We start from the raw sequence: 24268 nt of genomic DNA on the forward strand, positions 1-24268 counted from the left end.
AAAATGGGAATGACGATGACGCAGAAGATTTTGGCAGACCATGCTGGCAGAAAATATGTAGAGGCAGGGGAGCTTATAAAAGTAAAACTAGATATAGTTATGGGAAATGATATAACAACAGCAGTTGCGATACCAGAGTTTAATAATACTGGAGCAAGTGAAGTTTTTGATAAAGAAAAGGTGGTTATAGTGCTTGACCACTTTACCCCAAACAAAGATATAAAGGCAGCTGAGCAGTGTAAGGTGTGTAGAGAATTTGCATATGAAAAGGATATAGTGCATTTTTATGATGTAGGAGATGTAGGAATAGAGCATGTAATACTTCCTGAAAAAGGAATAGTAGCTCCAGGAGAGGTGATAATAGGAGCGGACAGTCATACCTGTACCTATGGAGCCTTAGGGGCTTTTTCGACAGGAATAGGAAGCACAGATATGGCAGTAGGTATGGCAACTGGAGAGGCTTGGTTTAAAGTTCCAAGCGCAATCAAGTTCAATCTTACAGGAAGTCTTTCAAAACATGTAAGTGGAAAGGACGTAATACTTCACATCATAGGTATGATAGGCGTGGATGGGGCTTTATATCAGTCGATGGAATTTACAGGAGATGGAATTAAGTCACTATCTATGGACGATAGATTTACAATTGCAAATATGGCTATAGAGGCAGGTGCGAAAAATGGAATTTTTCCATTTGACGAGCAAACAAAGGATTATATAGATATACACAGCACTAAGCCATATAAAATTTATGAAGCGGATGAGGATGCAAATTACGAAAAGATATATAATATAAATCTTTCAAGCATCAGACCAACTATAGCGTTTCCTCATTTGCCAGAAAACACTGTTACGATAGATGAAGCAGATGAAATTGAGATTGACCAGGTGGTTATAGGATCATGCACCAATGGAAGATTATCAGATATGAAAATCACAGCAGATATCTTAAGGGGCAAAAAAGTTAATAAAAGAGTTAGAACTATTATCATTCCTGGAAGTCAGAAGGTGTATCTGGAGTGTATAAAGGCTGGCTATGCTGAAGATTTCATAAATGCTGGAGCAATATTTTCAATGCCGACTTGTGGTCCTTGTCTTGGAGGACATATGGGCATACTTGCTAGCAAAGAAAGATGTATATCTACAACCAATAGAAATTTTGTAGGTCGCATGGGACATGTGGAAAGTGAAGTTTATCTTGCTAGTCCAGCAGTAGCAGCGGCATCAGCAATAGCAGGAAAGCTTATAGATCCAGCAAAACTAAAGGAGGCATAATATGAGGGCTAGAGGTAGGGTTTTTAAATACGGAGATAATATCGATACAGATGTAATTATTCCAGCTAGATATCTTAATGTGTCTAGTGGAGAGGAACTAGCAAAGTACTGCATGATTGATATAGATTCTGACTTTGTAAATAAAATCAAGGCTGGAGATATTATGGTAGCAGGCAAAAATTTTGGCTGCGGCTCATCTAGAGAGCATGCTCCTCTTTCTATTAAATGCGCAGGGATATCTTGCATTATAGCTGAGAGCTTTGCAAGGATTTTTTATAGAAATGCTATTAATATAGGGATGCCTATTCTAGAAAGCAGAGAAGCCTCGCTTAATATAGAAGATAGTGATGAAATAGAAGTCGATTTTAGCTTAGGAATAATAAAAAATATTACAAAGAATTGCGAGTATCAGGCTCAAGGCTTTCCAACATTTATAGAGGAGATAATGAAAGCGGATGGACTAGTAAAGCAAACCAGAATGAACTTATCAAGTAATGATAAAGGCAAATAAATCTATAAGGAGAGGTGATTACTATGGGGAGCTTTAAGGTAGCGGTAATTGAAGGAGACGGAATAGGACCAGAGGTGTGTAGAGCGGCATGTGAGGTACTAGAAAAAACAGGAGAGATTTTTGGACATGAGTTTGAATTCAATAAAGCTCTAGCTGGAGGAATAGCAATAGATGAAACAGGAGAGTGCCTTCCAGAGGCTACGGTAAACCTATGCAGAGCTAGTGACAGCATACTGCTCGGAGCAGTAGGTGGACCGAAATGGGATGACCTTTCCGGAGAAGCAAGACCGGAAACTGCACTTCTTGGCCTAAGAGAAGAGCTTGGATTATATGCGAATTTAAGACCAGCAACAATTCATATGGCACTGAAAAATGCTTGCCCTCTGAAAGAGGAGATAATAGGAGATGGCATAGATATACTTATAGTAAGAGAGCTTACTGGTGGAATTTATTTTGGAGAAAAAGGCTGGAAGGGCAGTAAAAATGGGATGAAGGCTTATGATGTAGAGTCCTACAGTGAAGCCGAGGTCAAGAGAATAGCTATAAGAGCTTTTGATTCTGCTATGAACCGTCAAAAGCGAGTAGTAAGCGTAGATAAAGCCAATGTCATGGAAAGCTCAAGACTATGGCGCAGAGTTGTTACTGAGGTTTCTCATGATTATCCTGAAGTAGAGCTTACACATATGTATGTTGATAATGCCGCTATGCAGCTTATAAAAGACCCTAGGCAATTCGATGTTATGGTAACCTCCAATATATTTGGAGATATACTATCAGACGAAGCTAGTATGATTACAGGTTCTATAGGATTACTGCCTTCAGCAAGTCTAGGAGAAGGAAACTTTGGAATGTATGAACCAATTCATGGTTCAGCACCTGATATTGCAGGGCAAAACACTGCAAACCCAATTGCGGCTATATTGTCCTCGGCCATGATGCTAAGACATTCTTTTGGACTAATCGAAGAAGCTAGATGTATAGAAAACGCCGTCACAAAGGTTTTGGAATCAGGATATAGAACCTATGATATAAAAGACTCGTATAAAATTATTAAATCAGAAGAAGGCAGAGAAAGTGTAAGCTCTATGATTATGGGATGTAAAGAGATGGGAAGTCTAATTACTAATATGATACAGGCTGAAAATAAAGTTTTTGCGAATAATACAAGCTTCTAGAAATCCTTTAGCACTTTTGGATTACTGGTATATGAGAGCCGTAATGCTAAAAAGCTGGATATATCTTTAATTCTGCTTTTTAGTATGGCGAAAATTCTGAATATTTGAGATAATTAGGTAATATATAAATTGCTCAAGGAGGTTAACATGTTAGAAATCACTAGGCAAACAGACCCTATTTTAGCTCAAATTTTGGATGAGGAGCTTTGGCGCCAAGAACAAAATATAGAGATGATTGCATCAGAAAGCACAGTTCCTATTCCGGTGATGGAGCTCTCAGGAAGTGTATTTACAAACAAAACTCTAGAGGGATATCCTGGCAAAAGATTTCAGGCAGGTTCACATTTAGCTGATAAGCTAGAAGAGTTAGCGTGGGAAAGAGCCAAGGAATTATTTGGAGCAGAGCATGTAAACATTCAGTCTTATTCAGGCTCTACGGCAAACTATAGCGTGTTTGCAGCTATACTAAAGCCAGGAGACAAGGTGCTCAGCATGAGATTAGACCAAGGCGGCCACCTTACACACGGCTCACCAGCAAACTGGGTGAGTAGAATTTATGATTTTGAATTTTATTCTATTGATAAGGACACAGAGCTGATAAATTACGAAGATATAGAAGAAAAAGCAAAGGCACTGAAGCCAAGGCTTATAATTGCAGGTGGAAGCTCGTATTCTAGGCTTATAGATTATGAAAGAATTGCAAAGATTGCAAAGGAGAATGATGCTTATTTTATGGTGGATATGGCTCATATAGCTGGACTTGTTGCAGCTAAAGTAATTCCTAGTCCAATTCCCCATGCTGATTTTGTAACCTCATCTACTACAAAGACATTTTGCAGTGCTAGAAGTGGAATGGTGTTTTGCAAAAAACAACATGCCAAGCTACTTGATAAAGGAACTTTTCCAGGCGCGTTAGGCTCTATGCATCTTCATACTATGGCAGCAAAAACCTGGTCCTTCAAGTATGCAGGCTCTGAGGAGTTTAAGGCTATAATGAAGCAAGTAGTTATAAATTCTAGGTGCCTAGCATCAGAGCTTGAAAGCTATGGATTTAGGATAGTAAGTGGAGGGACAGATAATCACCTTCTCGTAGCTGACCTAAGAGGAAAGAAAATAACAGGACAGGTATTTCAAGAAGCATTAGATTCTATAGGAATTACAGTAAATAAAAATATGATTCCTTTTGATCCAGAAAGCCCAGCTGTGACAAGTGGAGTGAGAATAGGCCTTACAGCTGTGACGCAAAGAGGTTTAAAAGAAGCAGAAATCAAGCAAATTGCTAATATTATGAACAAGGTTGCTGATGCTCCTCATGACGAAGCCAACTTAGCTAGCTGTAAGGATGAAGCAAGAAATTTAATTGCAAACTTTCCCTTATATCCAGCAGGTTCGTTTGAATAAAGATGAAATACACCCATAAGAACAATTAATAGATTGCTCCTAAATACTAAAAAATTTGCTGTGTCTATAATTAGAAAAATAAATAGTATGTATTAAAAAAATTATATTTAATTGAAACTCTCCTTGTTTTAGCTGTATATGCTAGAGTAGGGGGAGTTTTGTTTATTGTTTTGTAATATTTTAATCAATACTTCTATGGTATAATAAAGCAAAATTACATATAAAGTGAGGGCTACTTATGCAAAGCCAAGTTGCTTCTAGTGATAAATCAGAAAAGACAATTCGCTATTTATCTACAGTTGTCGCAAGTAGCGTAGTTATTTTCTTATTTAGTATTTTTATAAACAGATTTGTGGAAATTAAGATATCTCAGGACACTTACCTTATGTTTCATGTTTTTACTGAAATAGCGAGTGCTCTTATTTCATTTTCTATATTTGTTGTGCTCTTTTTTACATATGATATTTTTTATAGAAGGTATTCACTAATTTTAGCGAATACTTTTTTTATAACAGGACTACTAGATATATTCCACATGCTGACTTACAACGGAATGTATAGCTTGTTTCCAGAAAATATTCAAACGCCTACATATTTTTGGATTTTCTCAAGGTTTATACTTGGAATAGGACTTTTTATAGCTTATACCACTAAAAAAGATGCTCTTTCTTCTATTAAAAAAGGATATTCAATAATTGTAGGGATTTTAGTAGTAGGAGTTGTGTTTTTGCTAAGTGTAACCTATGTGGAGCAGATGCCACCTCTTATTATCAAAGGAAAAGGATTAACAAATACCAAAGTAATATGGGAATATATAATTACGACAATATTTATTATTGATATATTTGCTTATGTAAATCGTTCTGAAGGTAAGTACACTACTGCAAATATTTACATGCTATCAGGTCTTATGCTAGGGCTATTTGCAGAGGTTTGTTTTATGCTCTATGTCAACGTTTACGATACTTTAAATATAACAGGTCATATTTTTAAGATACTTTCCTATGGGTATATTTTTAGGGCAGTATTTGTAAAAAATGTGCGTAGACCCTACCAGCAGATTTTCGAACAAAAGGAAATGCTTACTTTGGACATAAACGATATGACAATAGCTATGGAAGAGCAAACTGCAAAAATATACAAGCAGAACAAAGAACTTGAATTTATAAACACAAAGATTAAGGATGATTTGGCATCTACCAGTGAAATCCAAAAAGCTATGTTTCCGAGGAAAGATTTAGTTATTAATGATTTGAGATTTAATTTTGAAATTTTTCCATGTGAGGAGCTCAGTGGTGATTATGTAAATTATTTCAGCATAGATGACGAAAATATTGGATTTTACATTATGGATGTATCAGGACACGGAGTTGCAGCCGCTATGCTAGGAGTCTTTGCTGCTCAAAGCATAGGGGAGAGCATGAGAATAAACTATAAAGAGGCTTCTATTTTTTCTCCTGCAGCTGTGCTTAATCATTTTTATAGCTTGTTTAATAAGTCAAACTTTCCTGACGAGATACACATAGTTATGCTATATGGAATGTATAATAAAAATGATAACAAGGTTATTTTGTCTTCGGCTGGACTAAATTGCAATCCTATACTGATTTCTCAAGATTCAAAACCAAGGTTCTTAGAGATAGAAAGTGGATTTCCTATATGTAAGCTAGGAGACGTGTTTGAACCAAATTTTGAAGATTATGAGATAGAGCTTAAGTTTGGAGAAAAATTGCTTATTCATACAGATGGACTTACTGAAATGAGAAGGCAGGATGGAGATTTCTGGGGGGCAGATAGCTTACTAGCATATATTGACAGCATAGGAGTTAGTCCATCGTTTATTCTAAACAACAAATTAAAATCACAAATAGTTCAAAATATTAATAACTCTGGACAAGACGATGATATAACCTATTGCGTAATTGAAAAGATATCTCCATAGGATCATACAGTATAATATTACCAATATTATCAAGAAAAAAGACCCTAAAGCGATATGATATCTCAAAGTAAATAATGTACTTTTAATTACATTTTTACTTTTGAGATAGTATTATCAAATCGAGGGTCTTTTTGTATTGCAATATCCATACATTATTTTGTTTTTGAAAAATCCTGAACGATATCCTCTTGAAGCTTTTTTAAGATACTATTTAGAGTGGCTCTTTCTTCTTCTGTGAGAGCTTTAGTCATGCGCTGACTGAACTCCATATGAAGGTCTTTTATCTCGTCAAAAAGCTGTCTTCCCTTTGGTGTAAGATGAGCCTTTATAGAACGTTTATCATCTGCATTTTTTCGTTTTTCTACTAGGTTTTCCTTTATCATACGGTCGATTAAGGTGGTCATGTTTGCACGGCTTACCATCATATTTTTACCAAGCTCTATAAGAGGCATCCCGTCTGCTTCATGAATGCTAAGAAGTAGGATAACAAAGAATTTTGGCTCAGATATATTGTATTTTTCAAATAATCTATCATATACCATTCTCATGATTCGTTCAGTTTTTAATATATTTATTATAGTCTGGCCTGATGAAAACTCTATAAATGAGTAAGCATCTATATATCCTTGAAAATCATAATCTTGGAACATGATAGTTAATCCTCCTCATCTAAGCAGGACCTAGATTTTTTCGAAATTAAAAAAGCTATAAAAAACCATATACAAGCAAATATAGTCATTTGAAGCATATTCGATTTAAAATAATAAGGTAATGCGCCTTTGATTAGATAGTCTCTAAGTGGAGCTATCATATAAATAAGAGGCCATAGTGCCTTGATAATATATACACTAAGCTGAGGCATTTTCATAACTGGCCATACATAGCCTGCAGTTAAAAAGCTAGGTACAGATAATAGCATGCAAAGCTGAGTAGCTCTTAATGGACTGGAAATAGAAAGAGCAAGAACTAAAGCTATGCTACTTAATGATATCAGATACATAAAAGATAGAAAAGTAGATGTGAGCATATTTCCTATTATATTTATTCCAAGCACATGCTTGAGCAAGCTGGTACATATCAAGAATGTAAGCGAGGATATTATAGTGTGGATTAAAATTTTATAAAATATATTGGTCTTATCTTCTATTACATTTACGACAAATATAGATAGAAATAGTTGCTGAACAAGAACTAAAATCATACCAGGCATTACATAATATTTATAAGATAGCTTAGGATCCCAAAGTGTTCTATTATTCATTTCAAATATATTTACGTAACGTTTTGAAAGTGATGGGGGAACATTTTTTCCTTCTAGGAACTGAAGATTCACACCAGCGTTTACAGTGCTTATTATTTCAGTAGCAGAAGCAAGGGCATTGTTTGCAACTGCCATATTGGTTGCATCTACTATCAAAGCTACTTTCGAACTTTTTTTGGATTTGACATCCTTTTCAAAATCTGAAGGAATAATAACTCCCATATAAACTTGAGTGGACTCCACAGCTTGCTTTACTTCATCTAGATTTTCTGAATAAAAGTCGACGGTATAACGAGGATTTTTATCAAATTCCTCAACTAATGAGCGTGAAAGAGAGCTGTTATCCATATCGTAAACTGTGATAGGGATAGTATTTAGATAGTCATTTCTATATACATTTCCAAAGAAAACTGTAAAAATCATGGGTATTCCTATCATGAATAGAAGGTTTTTAGGTACAGTGAAAAACTTTTTTAATTCGCTTATAAAATTAGTCATGCAAAACCTTCCTTCCTGACAGAGATTTTAATGTAATATTTCTTTTTAGTATTTGTTTTCTGATTACAAAGCTAATTAAGCTAAGAATTAAGGAACCTAGAGTTAAAATAAGAAGCATAGCGATATTATTCGTATAATCATAGGAATGTCCTTTTAGCATAAGATTTCTAAGGGTGCTTACAAAATAAGTGTAGGGCATAAAGCTACTTATCTGTCTAAAAAAATCTGGCATGGAGATAAGTGGCCATGAGTAGCCCGAAAGTATAGAGCTAGGGATGAACCACACTGCAGCTACTTGAGTTGCAAATACTTGTTTTTTTGAAAAAATACTAGCTATAAGAAGGCTCATAGATACTACGGCTAGCATAAAAACTATAAGTAGCAATAGAACGCTAGTGTAAGATGCCTTTATTGGAACATCAAAAATATAATGCTGAACTGCTAATACTAAAACTGCTGAAACTATTCCCAAAATTCCATAGTCAATTAAATTTTTCATTACATTTTTGAAAAAATCAATAATTCCAGATGATTTTTTTACAATTTTAGAAGAAGCTGCATTCATTGCTACAGCAACCTGTACTATTGCTAGCATCATACCTGGAAGCAAAAAATTAATATAATTTCTGGTTGGATTACCTATTAATCTATTTACTATGTTAATAGGCATGGCCGTGTTTAGAGCCTCAGTTTCTGACATACTGAGCTTTCCTTGATAGGTACTCATCATTGCTCCAGCTTTTATAGTCATAAGTAGCTCAGAGGAAGCTATTTTTGTAAAGGAAGCTGGGGATAACTGAGTTCCATCTATTACAGTAGTAAGCTTAGGAGATTTGAAGTTTTTGATATCATTAGTAAAGTTTTGAGGGATGATTAATCCAAATAGGATTTTTCCATCTCTCATCAAAGCTTCAACTTCATTCGGGTCGTCTACTATATACTGCACATCAAATGTTTCACTGCTTTTAAGATTTCTTACTATATCCCTTGTCATACTTGTATTGTCTCCAAGATATACAGCGCTGGGAATGTACCTTAGCTGTTTTTCCTTCATAGAGTAACAAGTGAGAATGTTAACTAGATTTGGAAAGATAAGTATGAGTATCAAGGGAGCTATATATTTTTTAAAGTTTATATTCATACGAAACCCTTCTATTCTTCAATGTTTATAAATGCTGTCATACCAGGTCTTAATTTTTGGTCTTTATTTTCAATTTCTATTTTTATTCCATAGGTTATTAAATCGAAATCTCCATTTTCATTGCTGGCTTTTTTGATTGCGAAATCTGGTTTTTTATTAATCTGCACTATTTTTCCATTAAACTCCTCATCCTTGTAGCTAAGGACTGAAACTTTCACTGCTTGGTTTTCCTTGAATTTTGGAAGGAGAGTTTCATCTGCATTAACTGTTAAAGTTATTTTGTCTAGATTTGTTATAGTTGCTAGGTTCATACCAGTTGAAAGCATTTCTCCAGCAGAGCAGTTTAGACTAGTTACATAGCCAGAAAGAGGGCTTCTAATTGCAGCATCTGTTATATAAGTATCTACTTCAGTAATTCCTGCAGTTGCCTGAGTATATTTTTCATTTGCAGCAATAACGCTTCCAGCAGCAGCGGCTACTTGTCCTTGTGCAGCGGCAACTTGACCTTTTGCAGCTTCTATATCTTCAGCTCTTGCTCCACTTTTTGCAATGCTTAAATCTTGCTCAGCTACTTTGAGCTTGGTTTCTATTTCATCTAGCTGGGCTAAAGCAACTGCTCCTTCTTCATATAGAGCAAGAATTCTATCATAACTTTTTTTCATAATGTCGTAATTTGCTTGAGCTTTTTGAATATCTTCGCTTCTGGCTCCATTTTGAGCTTTTGATAAAAGAGCTTTAGCAGCTTCTAATTGTCCCTCAGCAGCTTGCTGTTGAGCTTTTGCAATATCAACTGCAGCAAGCGCTGCGTTAGCCTGAGCAACTAAACCCTCTCGCTTTGCGGCTAAATCCTTAGCATCTATAGTTGCAATTACATCATCCTTTTCTATATATTGTCCTTCTTCGACCTCAATTGTAAGTATCTTGCCAGGAATTTTTGTGTTTATATCCACATCCTCAGCTTCGAGATTTCCTTGAAGAAGGTTTAAATCCTCGGCTGATGAAGTAGTGCATCCAGTAAGCACTGAGGATAATAATAGCGACGAAATTATAAAGAATACAAGTAACTTTCTCGTAAGTGTAAATTGTTTAGTCATTATAGAACTCTCCTTTTATTAAATGTATTAAAGCGAAATTAAACTACGAAGAGTATTATAATCCTAATCAATAAAATAGTAAATATATTTACTAAAAAAAGTTAATATATTTACTAAAAATATTTTTGAACTAATATAACAGAATTGTAAGAAAGATTAAGTTTGTAAAATTGTTAAAAATATATCGATTAAAATTTAAAATAGGGGTATAATATATATAAATAGATAAAAAAATAACAATTTCGGGAGGAAGAATTATGATTAACATGAATAAGATTGCTGATGAGGCTATAGAAAAGTACGATATAGTAATCACAGGACAATATGGTCCACACGCCTGTCTTAAAGAGGCTAAAGAATACCTTTTTAGAACCCACCCGGAGCTAGTTGCATATCATCTTTATAAATCAGCTCAAGAGTACGCAAGTAAGCTAGAAACAGCTAAGGAAAATCTAACTTATGGAGTCTTCGAAAGTAGAGAGTGTTTGATAATTTTTATACACAATAAAGAGGTGAATGACACCAAATTTATACCATATCATATATTAAAAGGATAGTCATTTATATAATTATGTAGTTACAATCATTACACAATTAATTGGATAGTTATAATCAGAAAATTTTTAAAATGGCTTGCAAATTTTTTAAAACCAGAGTATAATACGATTCCATAAAGATAATATTTACCAATTGAGGTTATCGGGAGATCTCTTATGAGAGCCGAAGAAGAAATACTATATGCTCATCCAGCCTATATGTAGAAGCTTTCAGGCAACAGGACCGGTAACTGATGGAACTCTGGAAATATCCCGTTATAGGATATCCGTAGGAGCAATATCGCAGATATTATGTGATAGAATCTCTCAGGTGAAAAAAACAGAGAATATGGAGATGCTTTTTTAGTGTCTTTATATTCTCTTTTTTATTGGGCGAAATTTTTTTAATGCAGGTTATTAATAGAATGAGGAGGGAAAATTTGTGACTGAAAGACTTAAAAGAACACCACTATTTGAGGTGTATGGCAATTATGACCCTAAAATTGTACCATTTGCAGGCTGGGAGATGCCCATAGAATTCAAAGGGATTACTGAGGAACACAAAATGGTAAGAACCTCTGCTGGAATATTTGATGTGTCTCATATGGGCGAAATAGAAGTAAAAGGTAAAGATGCAGAGGAGTTTTGCCAGAAAATCTGTACTAATGATATAAGTAAATTAGAGGATAATCAAATTCTATATAGCTTTATGTGTTATGAAAATGGAACTGTTGTAGACGATATTTTAGTTTATAAATTTTCTCAGGATGATTTTATGCTAGTAGTGAACGCTGGCAATATTTCTAAAGACTACGAATGGATAGTAAATCATACTACTGGATATGAGGTAAATATAAACAACATATCAGATAACATAGGACAGGTTGCTGTTCAAGGACCAAAGGCAGAAGCTATACTTCAAAAATTTACTGATACAGATTTAAGCGAGATTAAGTTTTTTTATGCTCTTAGAAATGTTGATATAAAAGGTATTAATACTATAGTTTCTAGAACAGGCTACACAGGCGAGGATGGGTTTGAAATTTACTGTGAAGCTAAAGATTCTGTGAAGCTATGGAAGCTAATTCTAGATGAAAGCCCAGAAGAAGACATTCTTCCAATAGGGCTAGGAGCTAGAGACACTTTAAGATTTGAAGCAAATCTTCCGCTATATGGTAACGAGCTTTCAGATGAAATTACACCTATAGAAGCCGGCTATGGATATTTTGTAAAGCTCGATAAGGACGATTTTATAGGAAAGGAAGCTCTCAAGGCTCAAAAATCAGAAGGTTTAAAAAGAAAGATAGTCGGTTTTGAGCTTTTGGACAAGAGAATTTCAAGACATGGTTATGAGGTTTATCTCGAAAATGACAAAATAGGAATAGTTACTACAGGCTATCAGTCACCTACTCTTCAAAAAAGCATAGGGCTTGCACTAATTGATGCCCAGTATGTAGCACTAGGCAATGAGATTTATATAGATATTAGAAATAAAAAGGTGCCAGCGAAGATAGTAAGCAGAAATTTTTATAAAAAATAGGTATAATTTAGGCATTTTATAAATATGACGTAAATTTTATTTAGTTTCTTAATAAAATGAATATTGATTTATAGGTATTTAATTCAAATTTATATGTGAGGAGATGTTGATATGTCAACTAGCAAGGTGTATTTTACAAAGGATCATGAGTGGATAAAGGTAGAAGGAAATGTAGCTTATATAGGAATCACTGATTATGCACAGAAGGCTCTTGGAGAAATTGTGTATGTTGAGCTACCAGAAGTAGACAGTGAATTTAGCTTGGGAGATGTATTTAGCGTGGTTGAATCTGTAAAAGCAGCTTCTGACATTTTTATGCCAGTAGATGGAAAGGTAGTAGAAGTAAATGAAGCACTAAGTGATGAGCCAGAAAAAATAAACCAAGATGCCAATGATATTTGGATTATGGCAGTAGAATTAGAGAATAGTATAGAAAGCTATGAGCTTATGAGTGAGAGCGAATATATTGCTATGTATGAAAAGGAGGCATAATAAATGCATCCATATCTTCCTAATACCGAGCAAGAAATAAAAGCTATGCTAGATACCATAGGGGTTAAATCTACAGAGGAGCTCTTTGAAGATATTCCAGCTAGCTTAAAGCTTTCAAGGAAACTAAATCTTTCGGATTCGCTATCAGAATTTGAAATCAGAAAGCATTTTAAGGACATAGCTTCAAAAAATACAAGTATAGAGGATAAGGTGTGTTTTCTAGGAGCGGGTATCTATGACCACTATATTCCATCAGTAATTCCACAGCTAATATCAAGAGCAGAATTTTTTACTTCATACACCCCTTATCAGCCTGAGATAAGTCAAGGCTCACTTCAAGCAGCTTTTGAATATCAGAGCATGATATGTGAGCTTACTGGAATGGATGTATCTAATATTTCTCTTTACGATGGAGCAACTGCAGCGGCAGAGGCTAGTGTACTTGCCTGCGTAAGCACAAGAAGAAAAAAAGTGCTGGTTTCAAACACGGTATCTCCTGAAACTAGAGCTGTGCTAAAAACCTATTTCCAATATAGAAATATGGATGTAGTGGAAGTTTCATCAATAGAGGGTCAAACCGACATTGATGACCTAAAATCTAAGCTAGACAAGGACACTGCAGGAGTACTGCTCCAATATCCGAATTTTTTCGGAATAATTGAAGATATAAGTAAGTATGAACCTATAATTCATGAAAATAAATCTTTGATGATGCTGTATACAGACCCTATTGCTCTTGGGCTTCTTAAATCGCCAGGTGAGCTAGGTGCAGATATGGCGCTAGGAGACGGACAAGATCTAGGACTTCCACTTAATTTTGGTGGACCTACTCTTGGATTTATAAATGTAAAGGATAAACTGCTTCGCAAGATGCCTGGAAGAATAGTGGGACAAAGCGTAGATTCAAATGGAAACCGTGCTTTTGTACTCACACTTCAAGCCAGAGAGCAGCATATAAGAAGGCAGGATGCAACATCCAATATCTGCTCCGACCAGACTCTAAATGCAATAAGAGCAGGGATGTATTTGGCTGTAGTAGGAAAAGAAGGTATTAAAGAAGTAGCAAAATCATGCCTTAATAAAGCAAACTATGCTTACAAGGAGCTACAAAAGCTAGAGAATGTGCAGGCTCTTTTTGAAGGACCTATATTTAAGGAGTTTGCAATAAAAACTAAAGCTTCTTCAGAAAAAGTACTTCAGGCTTTGCTTGAAGCTGGAATTTTAGGTGGATATAGTCTTTCGAGTACAGATTATGGGCTTGAAAATGCTATCTTGATAGCAGTAACTGAAAAAAGAACTAAGGAAGAAATCGATAAATTAGTAAGTGTAATAGGAGGTGTAAGATGAGCTACGATAAAATGATATTTGAACTATCTGCTCATGGAAGAAAAGCTATTGATTTTCCTGAGCTTGATATAGATTTTGCTTTTGAAGATTCTCTCATTCCGAAAGAGTATTTAAGAGAAAAATCAGCCAATCTTCCAGAAGTAAGTCAGCTCGATGCTGTGAGGCACTATACTAATTTATCAAAGAAAAATTACAGTTTGGATGCTGGATTCTATCCACTTGGCTCTTGCACCATGAAGTACAACCCTAAAATTAATGAAGAAATAGCAGCAAATGATAAATTTTCAGGGGTACATCCACTTTCTCCAGTAGAAACAGTTCAGGGAGAGCTAGAAATAATGTACAACCTAGCAAATATGCTATCTGAAATAACTGGAATGGATGAATTTACTCTTCAGCCAGCTGCTGGAGCTCATGGAGAATGGACAGGGCTTATGCTTATAAAAGCCTACCATATGCATAGAGGTGACGAAAAAAGAACTAAAATAATAGTTCCTGACTCTGCTCATGGTACTAATCCTGCGAGCGCTAATGTTGCTGGATTTGAAGTTATAGAGCTAGAAACAAATGCAGATGGCAGTATAGATATAGAAAAATTAAAAGCTGTACTAAGTGATGAGATAGCTGGATTTATGCTTACTAATCCAAGTACACTTGGTTTCTTTGAAACTCAAATAGAAGAAGTGGCTTCCCTAGTGCATGCATCAGGAGGACTACTATACTACGATGGAGCAAACATGAATGCTATCATGGGGATAGTAAGACCTGGAGATATGGGCTTTGATGTGTGCCATCTTAATCTTCACAAAACATTTTCTACACCTCATGGAAGTGGGGGACCAGGAAGTGGACCAGTGGGAGTAAAAAAACATCTTGCTGAATTCTTGCCAGTTCCTAAAGTTGAAAAAGTAGACGATAAGTATATTCTAAACTATGACAAAAAAGACAGCATAGGATCGATTAAAAGTTTTTATGGGAATTTTGGTATTCTTCTTAGAGCTTATGTATATATCCTGAGTATGGGAGCAGATGGGCTAAGAGCTGTATCGGAAAATGCAGTTATTAATGCAAATTATATGAGACAAATGCTAAAAGATGATTATCAGCTAGCTGTAGATAAGCTTTGCAAGCATGAAGCTATTTTTGCTGGAATCAAAGATAAATCAACAGGGATTACTACTTTAGAAATTGCAAAGAGAATTATTGACTATGGCTTCCATCCGCCTACAGTATACTTCCCTCTAATAGTAGACAGTGCAATAATGATAGAGCCTACAGAAACAGAAAGCAAGCAAACTATGGATGAGTTTATAAATGCCATGAAGCAAATTGCTAAAGAAGCAAAAGAAAATCCAGAGATATTTAAAACAGCACCTCATCATTCGCCAGCTAGTCGAATAGATGAGGCACTGGCAGCAAGAAAGCCAGTATTAACTTACAAACCTTCTTTATAATAAGTTCAAATAAAAAAATAAGACCTTAATAGCAGAGGTCTTATTTTTATGGAGATTATTTATATAATGCGATTAGTTTATCAAATGCTGGTAGAGAATTTATTATTTTTTCATAAGATATACAATAAGATAATCTAAAATGTCCTGGACATCCAAATGCAGAGCCTGGAACTAAAAGAAGATTAAACTGTTTAGCATCTTCACAGAATTTTTTATCATCAGCAATAGGAGATCTTGGGAACAAATAAAATGCACCCTGCGGCTTTACACATTCAAAACCTATACTTACTAGGTGATTGTAAAGGGCATCTCTATTTTTCTTGTATACATTAACATCTACCTCGGCATTTAAGTTCTTTGCAACTACTCTTTGGAAAAGTGATGGTGCATTTACAAAGCCAAGAATACGGTTAGCAACGTTTAGAGAACCCATAACATCACTAAAATCAGCAATCTCAGGATGAACTACTAGATAGCCTATACGCTCGCCAGGAAGTGATAAAGATTTGCTGTATGAGTAGCCTATGATGGTATTTTTATAGTATTTTAGAAGACATGGAACCTCAGCATTATCATATACGATTTCTCTGTATGGCTCATCTGATATTAGGAAAATATCAATGCCAAGCTCTTCTTCTTTTTGCTTAAGCACTTCGGCAAGCTTTGTAAGAGCCGCATCAGAATAAATTACTCCAGTAGGGTTGTTTGGTGAGTTTACTATAACTATTTTAGTTTTTGGCGTAATAGCAGATTTGAGAGCTTCAATATTAGGCTCAAAAGTATCTATATCAGGCTCAACTACAACTAGATTTGCATCGTAGTTAGCTGAATATGCTCTATATTCTCCAAAAAATGGAGCAAATGTAATTACTTCATCGCCAGGGTTTAGAAGAGTTTTAAAAATTATATTTAGTCCTCCAGCTGCACCAACTGTCATTACAATGCTTTCAAAGCTGATATTCATACCGTGTTTTTTTGATTCATGCTCAGCAATTGTAGTTCTTACATCTTCAAAGCCGGAGTTGTTCATATAGCCATGAACATAGGTAGCTACTTCATTGTCTAATATATCTTTTATAGATTCTTTTATAACTTCTGGAGGCTCAACATTAGGATTTCCTAAACTGAAATCAAAAACATTTTCCTCACCATAAATTTTTGACAATCGTTTTCCTTCATCAAACATAGCACGAATTACAGAGCTATTTGCAACGAGTGACTGCATTTTGTTAGAAATCATTTTATCTCTCCTTTGTAATATGTAATATAATACGAAATGCATATAATTTAGAATATTTTTATTATTAAGTAAGTTTATTATAACAAATAAGCATTATTAAATCCATGAGATTATAAAAATGAATTTTTTTATGTAATTTTAAAAAAAAGTGTTTCAATTAATACTAAAATGGTATATATTAAAATAAGATAACAAATCTTGATGATGATGTTATCTAGCCCATAAAATAACCCCCCATTTAGGACCCTTTCCCCGAGGGTCCTACTTTTTTGCAAAGTTGTTGATTTTATAGCAATATATGGATATAATTATCTTCAAGAAGTAAAATTGTTTGAATTTTAAAAAATTTAACGCAAAATGATTAAATATTCTGTCAATGGACAGATTTAATCATAAAGAGGGGAGAATGTATTATGAGGGTTTACGAGAGTGACAAGATCAGAAACATTGCAATCCTTGGACATAGTGGGTCAGGGAAATCAAATTTGATGGAGGCAGTTCACTATACTGTCAAGCTTACAAATAGGATTTCTAAACCAACTGATGAAGCCAAGCTAACTTCTTCTATGAATCTACACTCACTAGAGTGGAATGATCACAAGTACAATTTTTTAGATACTCCTGGTTATTTTGATTTTGATGGAGAGGTTGTGTCTGCTATGGCAGCAGCTTCAGGCACAATTATAGTAGTAGATGGAACCACAGATTTACAAGTTGGAACCGATAAGGCTTTAGAAATTACAGATGAATACCAAACTCCACGTTTTATTTTTGTAAATAAAATCGATAGTGAAAAATCCGATTACGACAAGATTTTAGACCAATTAAGAGAACGCTATGGCAAAAAGATTGCTCCATTTCATGTACCTTGGGGTAAAGCAGAAGCTTTTAAGGGCTTTATAAATGTAGTTGATATGTTTGCAAGAGAATATAATGGTAAAGAGTGTGTAAATGTAGATATGCCAACTGATATGGATGATATAATAGCTCCAGTAAGAGAAATGCTTATGGAATCAGTTGCTGAATCCGATGAAGCACTTATGGAAAAATATTTTGCTGGTGAGGAGTTTACAACTGAGGAGATACACAAAGGACTTAGAAAAGGTGTATTAGAAGGAGATGTAATTCCTGTACTTTGCGGCTCAACAGCTAAAAATATCGGAGTTCATACTCTACTAGATATGATATGGGATTATCTTCCATCACCACTAGATGAAAAAGATATAAAAGAATCCGATGTGTTTGCAGGTCAAATTTTCAAAACTATAGTTGACTCATTTGTTGGAAAGATATCTTTTGTTAAAATTCACGAAGGACATTTAAAGCCAGAATCTGAGCTTTATAATGTTAAGAAAGGCCACAAAGAGAGAATTCCTAAGGTGTTTACCTTAGTTAATGGAGAATATAAAGAAATGTCCGAAGCAAGGGCTGGAGATATCGTTGCTTTTACAAAGCTTCAAGATAGCTCCACAGGTGAAACTCTATCTTCGAAATCAGGGCACGAGAGCTATGATGATTTGGTATTCCCAAAACCTCAGATGCTTGTTGCAGTAGAGCCGACTAATAAAGGGGATGAAGAAAAAATCTCTTCGGGACTACAAAGATTGATGGAAGAGGATCCTTCATTTACATGGGAGAGAAATGCTGAGACTAAGCAAACTGTTCTAGGTGTACAAGGTGAGATTCACGTTAACTCATTAAAGGATAAATTAAAAGATAAATTTGGCGTTGAGGTTAAGCTACTTGATTTAAAAGTTCCTTACAGAGAGACTATAAAGGGTAAATCCGATGTCCAAGGCAAGCACAAAAAACAAAGTGGTGGGCATGGACAGTATGGAGATGTTAAAATTAGATTTGGTCCATCATCAGAGCCATTTGAGTTTGCAGAGGAAATATTTGGAGGGTCTGTACCAAAATCCTATATTCCAGCTGTAGAAAAAGGACTTAAAGAATCTATGGAAAAAGGAATACTAGCAGGCTTCCCAGTTACAAACATCAAGGCTGTACTTTATGATGGCTCATACCATGATGTTGATTCATCCGAGATGGCTTTTAAGCTAGCTGCTAATATGGCATTTAAAAAAGGTATGGAAGAAGCTAAACCAGTACTTCTAGAGCCAGTAATGAAGCTTAAGATTGTAGTTCCTGAAGAATTTATGGGAGATATCATGGGAGATATCAACAAGAAACGTGGTAAGGTACTTGGTATGGAGCCTTTCAAAGGGACGAAACAATTAATTATGGCAGAAGCTCCACAATCAGAAACCTTTAAGTACGCTATTGACCTAAAGGCTATGACTCAAGGAAAAGGTTATTTTGAGATGGAATTTGAAAGATACGATGAAGTTCCTAGCCAGTTAGCACAGAAAATTATCGAAGAAAGAAAAAATGAAGAGCATTAAGAATATATTCAGATAGAAAACTAGAATAGATTTGAGAAATACAGATTCTTATGAAAGTTTAATTATAGTGAAAAGAGCTTGCGAATCCGCAAGCTCTTTTCAATGAAGTACTTAAAATTTTTATTTACCTAGTAAACTATTTCCACTGATTTGTCCTTCGCATCCCACTTAACATTGCCATTTAAAACCTTAGCAATTTCATTTACAGCTACAAAGATATCACCATCTTCAGTAATCACTGCTTTCGAATCTTTGTCATAGGTTTTCTCTGTATCTAAGTCGAATACTACAGTTTTTCCATTTTTGCTGATAGTAAGTTCTTTTTCGTTATTTGAAACTGAAACCTCTAGCTTCATAGCTTTTTCTATAACATCAAGTGAAACTAAAGCTCTACCTTCTTTTATAAATGGTTTTTTAGCTGCTTTTTCAGGCTTTCCATTATTCTTGATTTCGTCTTTACCTATTTTAATTTTTACAGAATTATATTCTGCTGGATTAAAGTTGAGTACTAGCTCAGTAAGTGTATTTGAGAAAGTCATTAATCTTTCTTCAACTCTACCTGGAAACTCTCTTTCTAGAAAATCTAGATTATCATTTTCTGTATGCCAGATTTCACCGTGTTTTTCGGTTTGAGTATATCCATCCATATCACCCAAATGCCAGTTTGTAGCTTCAAAGTATCCATAAGGGATTCCTCTTTCAACAAAAGGAGCATGGTCACTCCAGTCTCCAGTTGTACCAGCTGGATAGTCTTTATTGTGTCCGGGGTTTGTTTCTAAATCAAGTCCAAGCTCTTTAGCAATTGCTAAGGCTTGTTCTCTTACAAAGCCTTTTTTGCCTAAATCACCATAAACATACATGAAGTCTCCAGCAAGCAGAGAGTCTAAGTTGATCATAGCTACAGTATTATTTACTTCAGCTTGTGTCATGTTTTCCGCATAGTATGAGGAGCCATTTAATCCACCATTTTTAATATTATCGCTATTTTTGAAGCTTTCTTCAGCACCAAAAGCAATAAATCTAACAGTATAAGGAGTTTTAAGGTCTGATATTTTTTCAGCAGTTTCAAGCATTACAGCAACTCCAGAAGCATTATCGTCAGCACCTTTTCCAGTATTGTTTTTTGAATCGTAGTGAGCTCCTATGATGATTTCTCTTTTAGATTCACCTGGTTTTACTGCAATAACATTATATGATGTTACAGTATCATACGGTTTATCGTCTTTTGTTCTTTGAATTTCAAAGCTTTGGAGCTTAGTATCATAGCCCAAATCCATAAATACATCTTCAATATAGTCTTTTGCATCATATTCGCCATTTGTTGCTTGAGTTCTATCACCTATTTCGTCTGAAAGCTCAACAACATGCTTATAAGCAAGTTCTCCTGCATCGGGATCTTTCGTAAGAGCATTTGAAAAAATTGGTGTGACGATAATTAGTGAAGCTAAAGCAAACGCAGAAACTTTTTTCATCATATAATCAATCCTCCTATTTGTAAAATAACTTCCTTATTATAAAGATAACAAGGTAAGCATGAACCATTAGCAATTTTGATTGCAATAATAGATGGTTCATAATATATTTACCCTAAAGTCACTTTAATAAAAATTATATTCAAGTAATTTTTTGAGATTTAAAATTCTTCGATTACAACATCAGAAGGAACTTCGAATTCTGAGTCGTTAATATCTCCTACTTTTAGCTCAGTGACTTCAATAGTCATCTCGCTACCATCCACGCCTTTGCTTACCATTTTCATAGTTATGCCATATTTTTTGCTAACCCAAAGCTTCACTTCTTCATTTGTAGCTTTGTCTTTTGATAAAATAACTGCGCAATTTTCGCCTAGTATTTTCTCATCCCCTACTACCTCAAAGGTCGCAGTATCTACTTGCTCATCTACTGAAGCAATATCAGTCATGCTGGTATCAGGCATGAACGATGAGTCGCCAGAATCTGCTTTGAATCTCATTCCAGTTTTTTCAGATGCGCTATATGTGATGAATTCACCTGTTTTTGAATCTATTATGTTAATCATTTCGTCGCCATCAGCAACTATACTGCTTTTCACTTTATCTCCTTTATGCCAAGTTTTCATCTGACTTTGCTGGTCTGCCATTGTAAAGGTCTGTGCATAGTAAATACCATCTTTAAATGCATTTTCTCCTTTTTTAAATAATTCTGCTAGGTCAGCAGATTCTTCTTCAGCTGCTGGTTGTTCAGCCTCTGGAGCAGCTTCTTCCTTTGTAGTATCTGGGGCTGGAGCTTCTTCCTTAGGGGAACATCCAGCTAATACAGATGTACCTAATATAGCTGATAAAAATAATGCAATTGCAATCTTTTTCATTATCACAACCTCCTTTTATACTATTTTAATCCTATGATAGATAAAATGCTATAATAATTGAAGATAAAAAGGTATAATATATAAAATTAAGTAATCAGTCGTATATAAAACTAAGGAGGGGGAACTATGCAAGAGAATTTTGAGTTTTGTTCAGTTGACAGTGTATATCTAGCGCAAAAATATTCTACACCGCTTTATGTTATGAGCCAGGATATAATAGAAGAAAAAATAGATTATATTAAGGTGAATTTTTTAGATAAATACCCTCGTACATATGCATATTATGCTAGTAAGGCTTTTTTGACTAAAGCAATGGCTAAAATAATTAAAAAATCAGAAATGGGTATAGATGTAGTATCTTATGGAGAGCTATATACGGCATTAGATGCTGGAATAAATCCAGATAAAATAATGTTTCATGGAAACAACAAATCAAAAGATGAATTGGAATTTGCATTAGAAAGAGGAATAGGAAGAATAGTAGTAGATGGAATAAGTGAGCTAAAGCTATTAATAGAGCTTGCAGGAGAAAGATTTACTGCAAAAATTTTACTTAGAATATCTCCAAATGTGGAGGCACATACTCATAAATATATAAGTACAGGACAGCTAGATTCAAAATTTGGACTTTCTTTTGCCAGCAAAGACTTAGATGAAGCTATAGAACTGGCAATTAAATCAGAGCATATTGATTTTAAAGGCTTTCATTTTCATGTTGGCTCACAGCTTTTTGACAATGAGGCCCATGTAGAGTCAACAAAAAAAGCTATGGAGCTTATTAAAGAAATAAAAGACAAGTATGATTATGAAATAGAGGATTTAAATGTCGGGGGGGGATTTGGAGTAAGATATACGGCTGAAGATGAACCTATGCCACTTGAATATTTTACAGATGCAATTATGGAAGAAGTAATAGCTTTAATTGATAAATATGAGATAATAAGACCGAATATTTTTATAGAGCCAGGAAGATATATAGTAGCTGAAGCAGGAATTACTCTTTATACTGTAGGTAGTGTAAAAAATATTGAGTCAGTTAGGAAATATATATGCATAGACGGAGGTATGGCAGATAATCCAAGACCAGCACTTTATCAAGCCAAATACAGTGCTTGCATAGCAAATAAAATGTATGATGAAGATACTGAGCTAGTAACAGTTGCTGGAAAGTGCTGTGAAAGCGGAGATATATTAATTTGGGATATTAATCTTCCTAAAGTAGAAAGAGGAGACATACTAGCAGTTATGGGAACTGGAGCATATAACTATAGTATGTCGAGCAACTACAATAAGCTTGCAAAGCCTGCAGTGGTTATGATTCATGATAAAGAAGACAGACTGATAGTGCAAAGAGAGTCCTACGAGGATTTACTTAAAAACGATTTAGGTTAGGAGAGATAAGTGTGAACTTACTAGTAACAGGTGGAGCTGGATTTATTGGCTCAAACTTTATTAAATATATGCTAAAGCATCACGATTACAGAATAGTAAACTTAGACTTACTTACTTATGCTGGAAATCTAGAGAACCTAGAGGATATAGAGGGAGATGCTAGGTACAAGCATATTAAGGGAGATATTTGTAATAGAGAGCTAGTAGAAAGTATTTTTAGAAGATTTGACATAGATATGGTGGTTAATTTTGCCGCAGAATCCCATGTTGATAGAAGCATAGAAGACCCTGAAGTTTTTCTTAGAACAAATATAATGGGAACTCAGGCACTACTTGATATTGCTAAAGATTTTTGGAAAATAGATTTATTTGATAAGTACTGCAAAGAGTATAAAAAGGGCGTTAAATTTGTTCAGGTATCGACAGATGAGGTTTATGGCTCTTTAGGTGAAACGGGACTTTTTAAAGAAACAACATGCCTAAATCCCAACAGTCCCTATTCGGCTTCCAAAGCTTCAGCTGATATGATAGTAAGAGCATATAGTGAAACCTATGGACTTCCTGTTAATATTACAAGGTGCTCTAATAATTACGGACCATATCAATTTCCTGAAAAGTTAATTCCTCTAATGATAAATAATGCGATAAATGATAAACCTCTTCCTGTTTATGGCGATGGGAAACAAGTGAGAGACTGGCTTTATGTTGAGGATCACTGCAGTGCTATTGACTCTGTGCTTCATAAAGGAATGCTTGGAGAAGTTTATAATATTGGTGGGAATAATGAAAAACAAAATTTGGATATAGTAAAATTGATTTTAAATGTGCTAGGAAAAGATGAAACTTTAATTACTCATGTAAAAGATAGATTAGGACACGATAGAAGATATGCAATAGACAATACAAAAATAAGTACAGAGCTAGGATGGGAGCCTAAATACACTTTTGATGAAGGTATAAAGCTAACGATAAAATGGTATTTAGACAATCCTAGGTGGATAGAGAAGATTATTTCTTCAGAATACAGAAATTATTATAGCAAAATGTATGAAGGAAGGTAATTGTGGATTATAATTTAAAGAAGTTATTTTTTATAAATGCTTCTTAGGCTAAAAATTGTTATACGAATTTAATAGTTAAGTATTTTTATATCCTAGATTATTAGCATCTACACAATATGTAGATAAGAAGCTAATGATATAGGATATTTTTTTGAACTTTTT

20 protein-coding genes and 1 riboswitch are annotated in these 24268 nt (G+C 34.7%); of the genes, 13 read left to right on the forward strand and 7 right to left on the reverse strand.

Annotated features, from left to right (window positions below):
* The first annotated feature begins 3 nt into the window (after positions 1–3).
* The 5 genes from leuC to CLOST_RS02230 all read left to right on the forward strand — a co-directional run bounded on the left by leuC (position 4) and on the right by CLOST_RS02230 (position 6301).
* Positions 4–1272, forward strand: a complete 1269-nt coding sequence (gene leuC, locus CLOST_RS02210) for a 3-isopropylmalate dehydratase large subunit (RefSeq protein WP_013360638.1) — start codon at positions 4–6, stop codon at positions 1270–1272.
* 1 nt (position 1273) lies between these two features.
* Positions 1274–1783 (forward strand): 3-isopropylmalate dehydratase small subunit, encoded by a 510-nt coding sequence (gene leuD / locus CLOST_RS02215; RefSeq protein WP_013360639.1) that lies wholly within the window; start codon positions 1274–1276, stop codon positions 1781–1783.
* Positions 1784–1806: 23 nt separating this feature from the next.
* On the forward strand, positions 1807–2958 hold the full coding sequence (gene leuB, locus CLOST_RS02220) for a 3-isopropylmalate dehydrogenase (protein WP_013360640.1): 1152 nt from the start codon (positions 1807–1809) through the stop codon (positions 2956–2958).
* A 147-nt stretch (positions 2959–3105) separates the two neighbouring features.
* On the forward strand, positions 3106–4359 hold the full coding sequence (locus tag CLOST_RS02225; protein WP_013360641.1) for a serine hydroxymethyltransferase: 1254 nt from the start codon (positions 3106–3108) through the stop codon (positions 4357–4359).
* 238 nt (positions 4360–4597) lie between these two features.
* On the forward strand, positions 4598–6301 hold the full coding sequence (locus tag CLOST_RS02230) for an MASE3 domain-containing protein (protein ID WP_013360642.1): 1704 nt from the start codon (positions 4598–4600) through the stop codon (positions 6299–6301).
* Positions 6302–6453: 152 nt separating this feature from the next.
* Here the strand turns inward: CLOST_RS02230 and CLOST_RS13415 are convergent, their stop codons facing one another.
* The 4 genes from CLOST_RS13415 to CLOST_RS02250 are packed head-to-tail and all read right to left on the reverse strand — an operon-like array spanning position 6454 to position 10295.
* Complete coding sequence (locus CLOST_RS13415) at positions 6454–6951, reverse strand: MarR family winged helix-turn-helix transcriptional regulator (RefSeq protein ID WP_013360643.1); 498 nt, start codon at positions 6949–6951, stop codon at positions 6454–6456.
* 5 nt (positions 6952–6956) lie between these two features.
* Positions 6957–8060, reverse strand: coding sequence for an ABC transporter permease (locus CLOST_RS02240; RefSeq protein WP_013360644.1), 1104 nt, complete (start codon positions 8058–8060; stop codon positions 6957–6959).
* Complete coding sequence (locus tag CLOST_RS02245; protein ID WP_013360645.1) at positions 8053–9201, reverse strand: ABC transporter permease; 1149 nt, start codon at positions 9199–9201, stop codon at positions 8053–8055. Before CLOST_RS02245 ends, CLOST_RS02240 begins: the two co-directional genes overlap by 8 nt.
* Positions 9202–9212: 11 nt before the next feature.
* Positions 9213–10295 carry an HlyD family secretion protein gene (locus tag CLOST_RS02250; RefSeq protein WP_013360646.1) on the reverse strand — a complete coding sequence of 361 codons (1083 nt, stop codon included), beginning with the start codon at positions 10293–10295 and terminating at the stop codon, positions 9213–9215.
* A gap of 257 nt (positions 10296–10552) precedes the next feature.
* On the opposite strand from CLOST_RS02250, the gene CLOST_RS02255 reads away from it, so the two are divergent.
* The 5 genes from CLOST_RS02255 to gcvPB all read left to right on the forward strand — a co-directional run bounded on the left by CLOST_RS02255 (position 10553) and on the right by gcvPB (position 15664).
* Entirely contained in the window at positions 10553–10852 is a 300-nt protein-coding gene (locus CLOST_RS02255) for a hypothetical protein (protein WP_013360647.1), read from the forward strand.
* 133 nt (positions 10853–10985) lie between these two features.
* Positions 10986–11088: riboswitch (glycine riboswitch) on the forward strand.
* A 185-nt stretch (positions 11089–11273) separates the two neighbouring features.
* Positions 11274–12371 (forward strand): glycine cleavage system aminomethyltransferase GcvT, encoded by a 1098-nt coding sequence (gene gcvT, locus CLOST_RS02260; protein WP_013360649.1) that lies wholly within the window; start codon positions 11274–11276, stop codon positions 12369–12371.
* A 111-nt stretch (positions 12372–12482) separates the two neighbouring features.
* Complete coding sequence (gene gcvH / locus CLOST_RS02265; protein WP_013360650.1) at positions 12483–12863, forward strand: glycine cleavage system protein GcvH; 381 nt, start codon at positions 12483–12485, stop codon at positions 12861–12863.
* Positions 12864–12866: 3 nt separating this feature from the next.
* Positions 12867–14210, forward strand: coding sequence for an aminomethyl-transferring glycine dehydrogenase subunit GcvPA (gcvPA, locus tag CLOST_RS02270; RefSeq protein ID WP_013360651.1), 1344 nt, complete (start codon positions 12867–12869; stop codon positions 14208–14210).
* The gene (gene gcvPB / locus CLOST_RS02275) at positions 14207–15664 is read left to right on the forward strand and encodes an aminomethyl-transferring glycine dehydrogenase subunit GcvPB (protein WP_013360652.1); all 1458 of its coding nucleotides are present in this window, start codon (positions 14207–14209) and stop codon (positions 15662–15664) included. Before gcvPA ends, gcvPB begins: the two co-directional genes overlap by 4 nt.
* Positions 15665–15719: 55 nt before the next feature.
* Here gcvPB and CLOST_RS02280 read toward each other — a convergent pair whose 3' ends face one another.
* A complete protein-coding gene (locus CLOST_RS02280; protein WP_013360653.1) occupies positions 15720–16904 on the reverse strand; it encodes a pyridoxal phosphate-dependent aminotransferase in 1185 nt (394 codons plus the stop codon).
* A 413-nt stretch (positions 16905–17317) separates the two neighbouring features.
* On the opposite strand from CLOST_RS02280, the gene CLOST_RS02285 reads away from it, so the two are divergent.
* Positions 17318–19306 (forward strand): elongation factor G, encoded by a 1989-nt coding sequence (locus CLOST_RS02285; RefSeq protein WP_013360654.1) that lies wholly within the window; start codon positions 17318–17320, stop codon positions 19304–19306.
* A 128-nt stretch (positions 19307–19434) separates the two neighbouring features.
* Here CLOST_RS02285 and CLOST_RS02290 read toward each other — a convergent pair whose 3' ends face one another.
* Both CLOST_RS02290 and CLOST_RS02295 read right to left on the reverse strand, forming a co-directional pair.
* The gene (locus tag CLOST_RS02290; protein ID WP_013360655.1) at positions 19435–20781 is read right to left on the reverse strand and encodes a M20/M25/M40 family metallo-hydrolase; all 1347 of its coding nucleotides are present in this window, start codon (positions 20779–20781) and stop codon (positions 19435–19437) included.
* 158 nt (positions 20782–20939) lie between these two features.
* The gene (locus CLOST_RS02295) at positions 20940–21653 is read right to left on the reverse strand and encodes a DUF4412 domain-containing protein (protein WP_013360656.1); all 714 of its coding nucleotides are present in this window, start codon (positions 21651–21653) and stop codon (positions 20940–20942) included.
* A gap of 126 nt (positions 21654–21779) precedes the next feature.
* Here CLOST_RS02295 and lysA point away from each other — a divergent pair, with 126 nt between their 5' ends.
* Both lysA and rfbB read left to right on the forward strand, forming a co-directional pair.
* Positions 21780–23045, forward strand: coding sequence for a diaminopimelate decarboxylase (lysA, locus tag CLOST_RS02300; RefSeq protein ID WP_013360657.1), 1266 nt, complete (start codon positions 21780–21782; stop codon positions 23043–23045).
* A gap of 11 nt (positions 23046–23056) precedes the next feature.
* Complete coding sequence (gene rfbB / locus CLOST_RS02305; RefSeq protein WP_013360658.1) at positions 23057–24106, forward strand: dTDP-glucose 4,6-dehydratase; 1050 nt, start codon at positions 23057–23059, stop codon at positions 24104–24106.
* The last annotated feature ends 162 nt before the right edge of the window (positions 24107–24268 follow it).

The sequence above is a fragment of the Acetoanaerobium sticklandii genome, from assembly GCF_000196455.1.
GTDB classification, from domain to species: Bacteria; Bacillota; Clostridia; order Peptostreptococcales; family Filifactoraceae; genus Acetoanaerobium; species Acetoanaerobium sticklandii.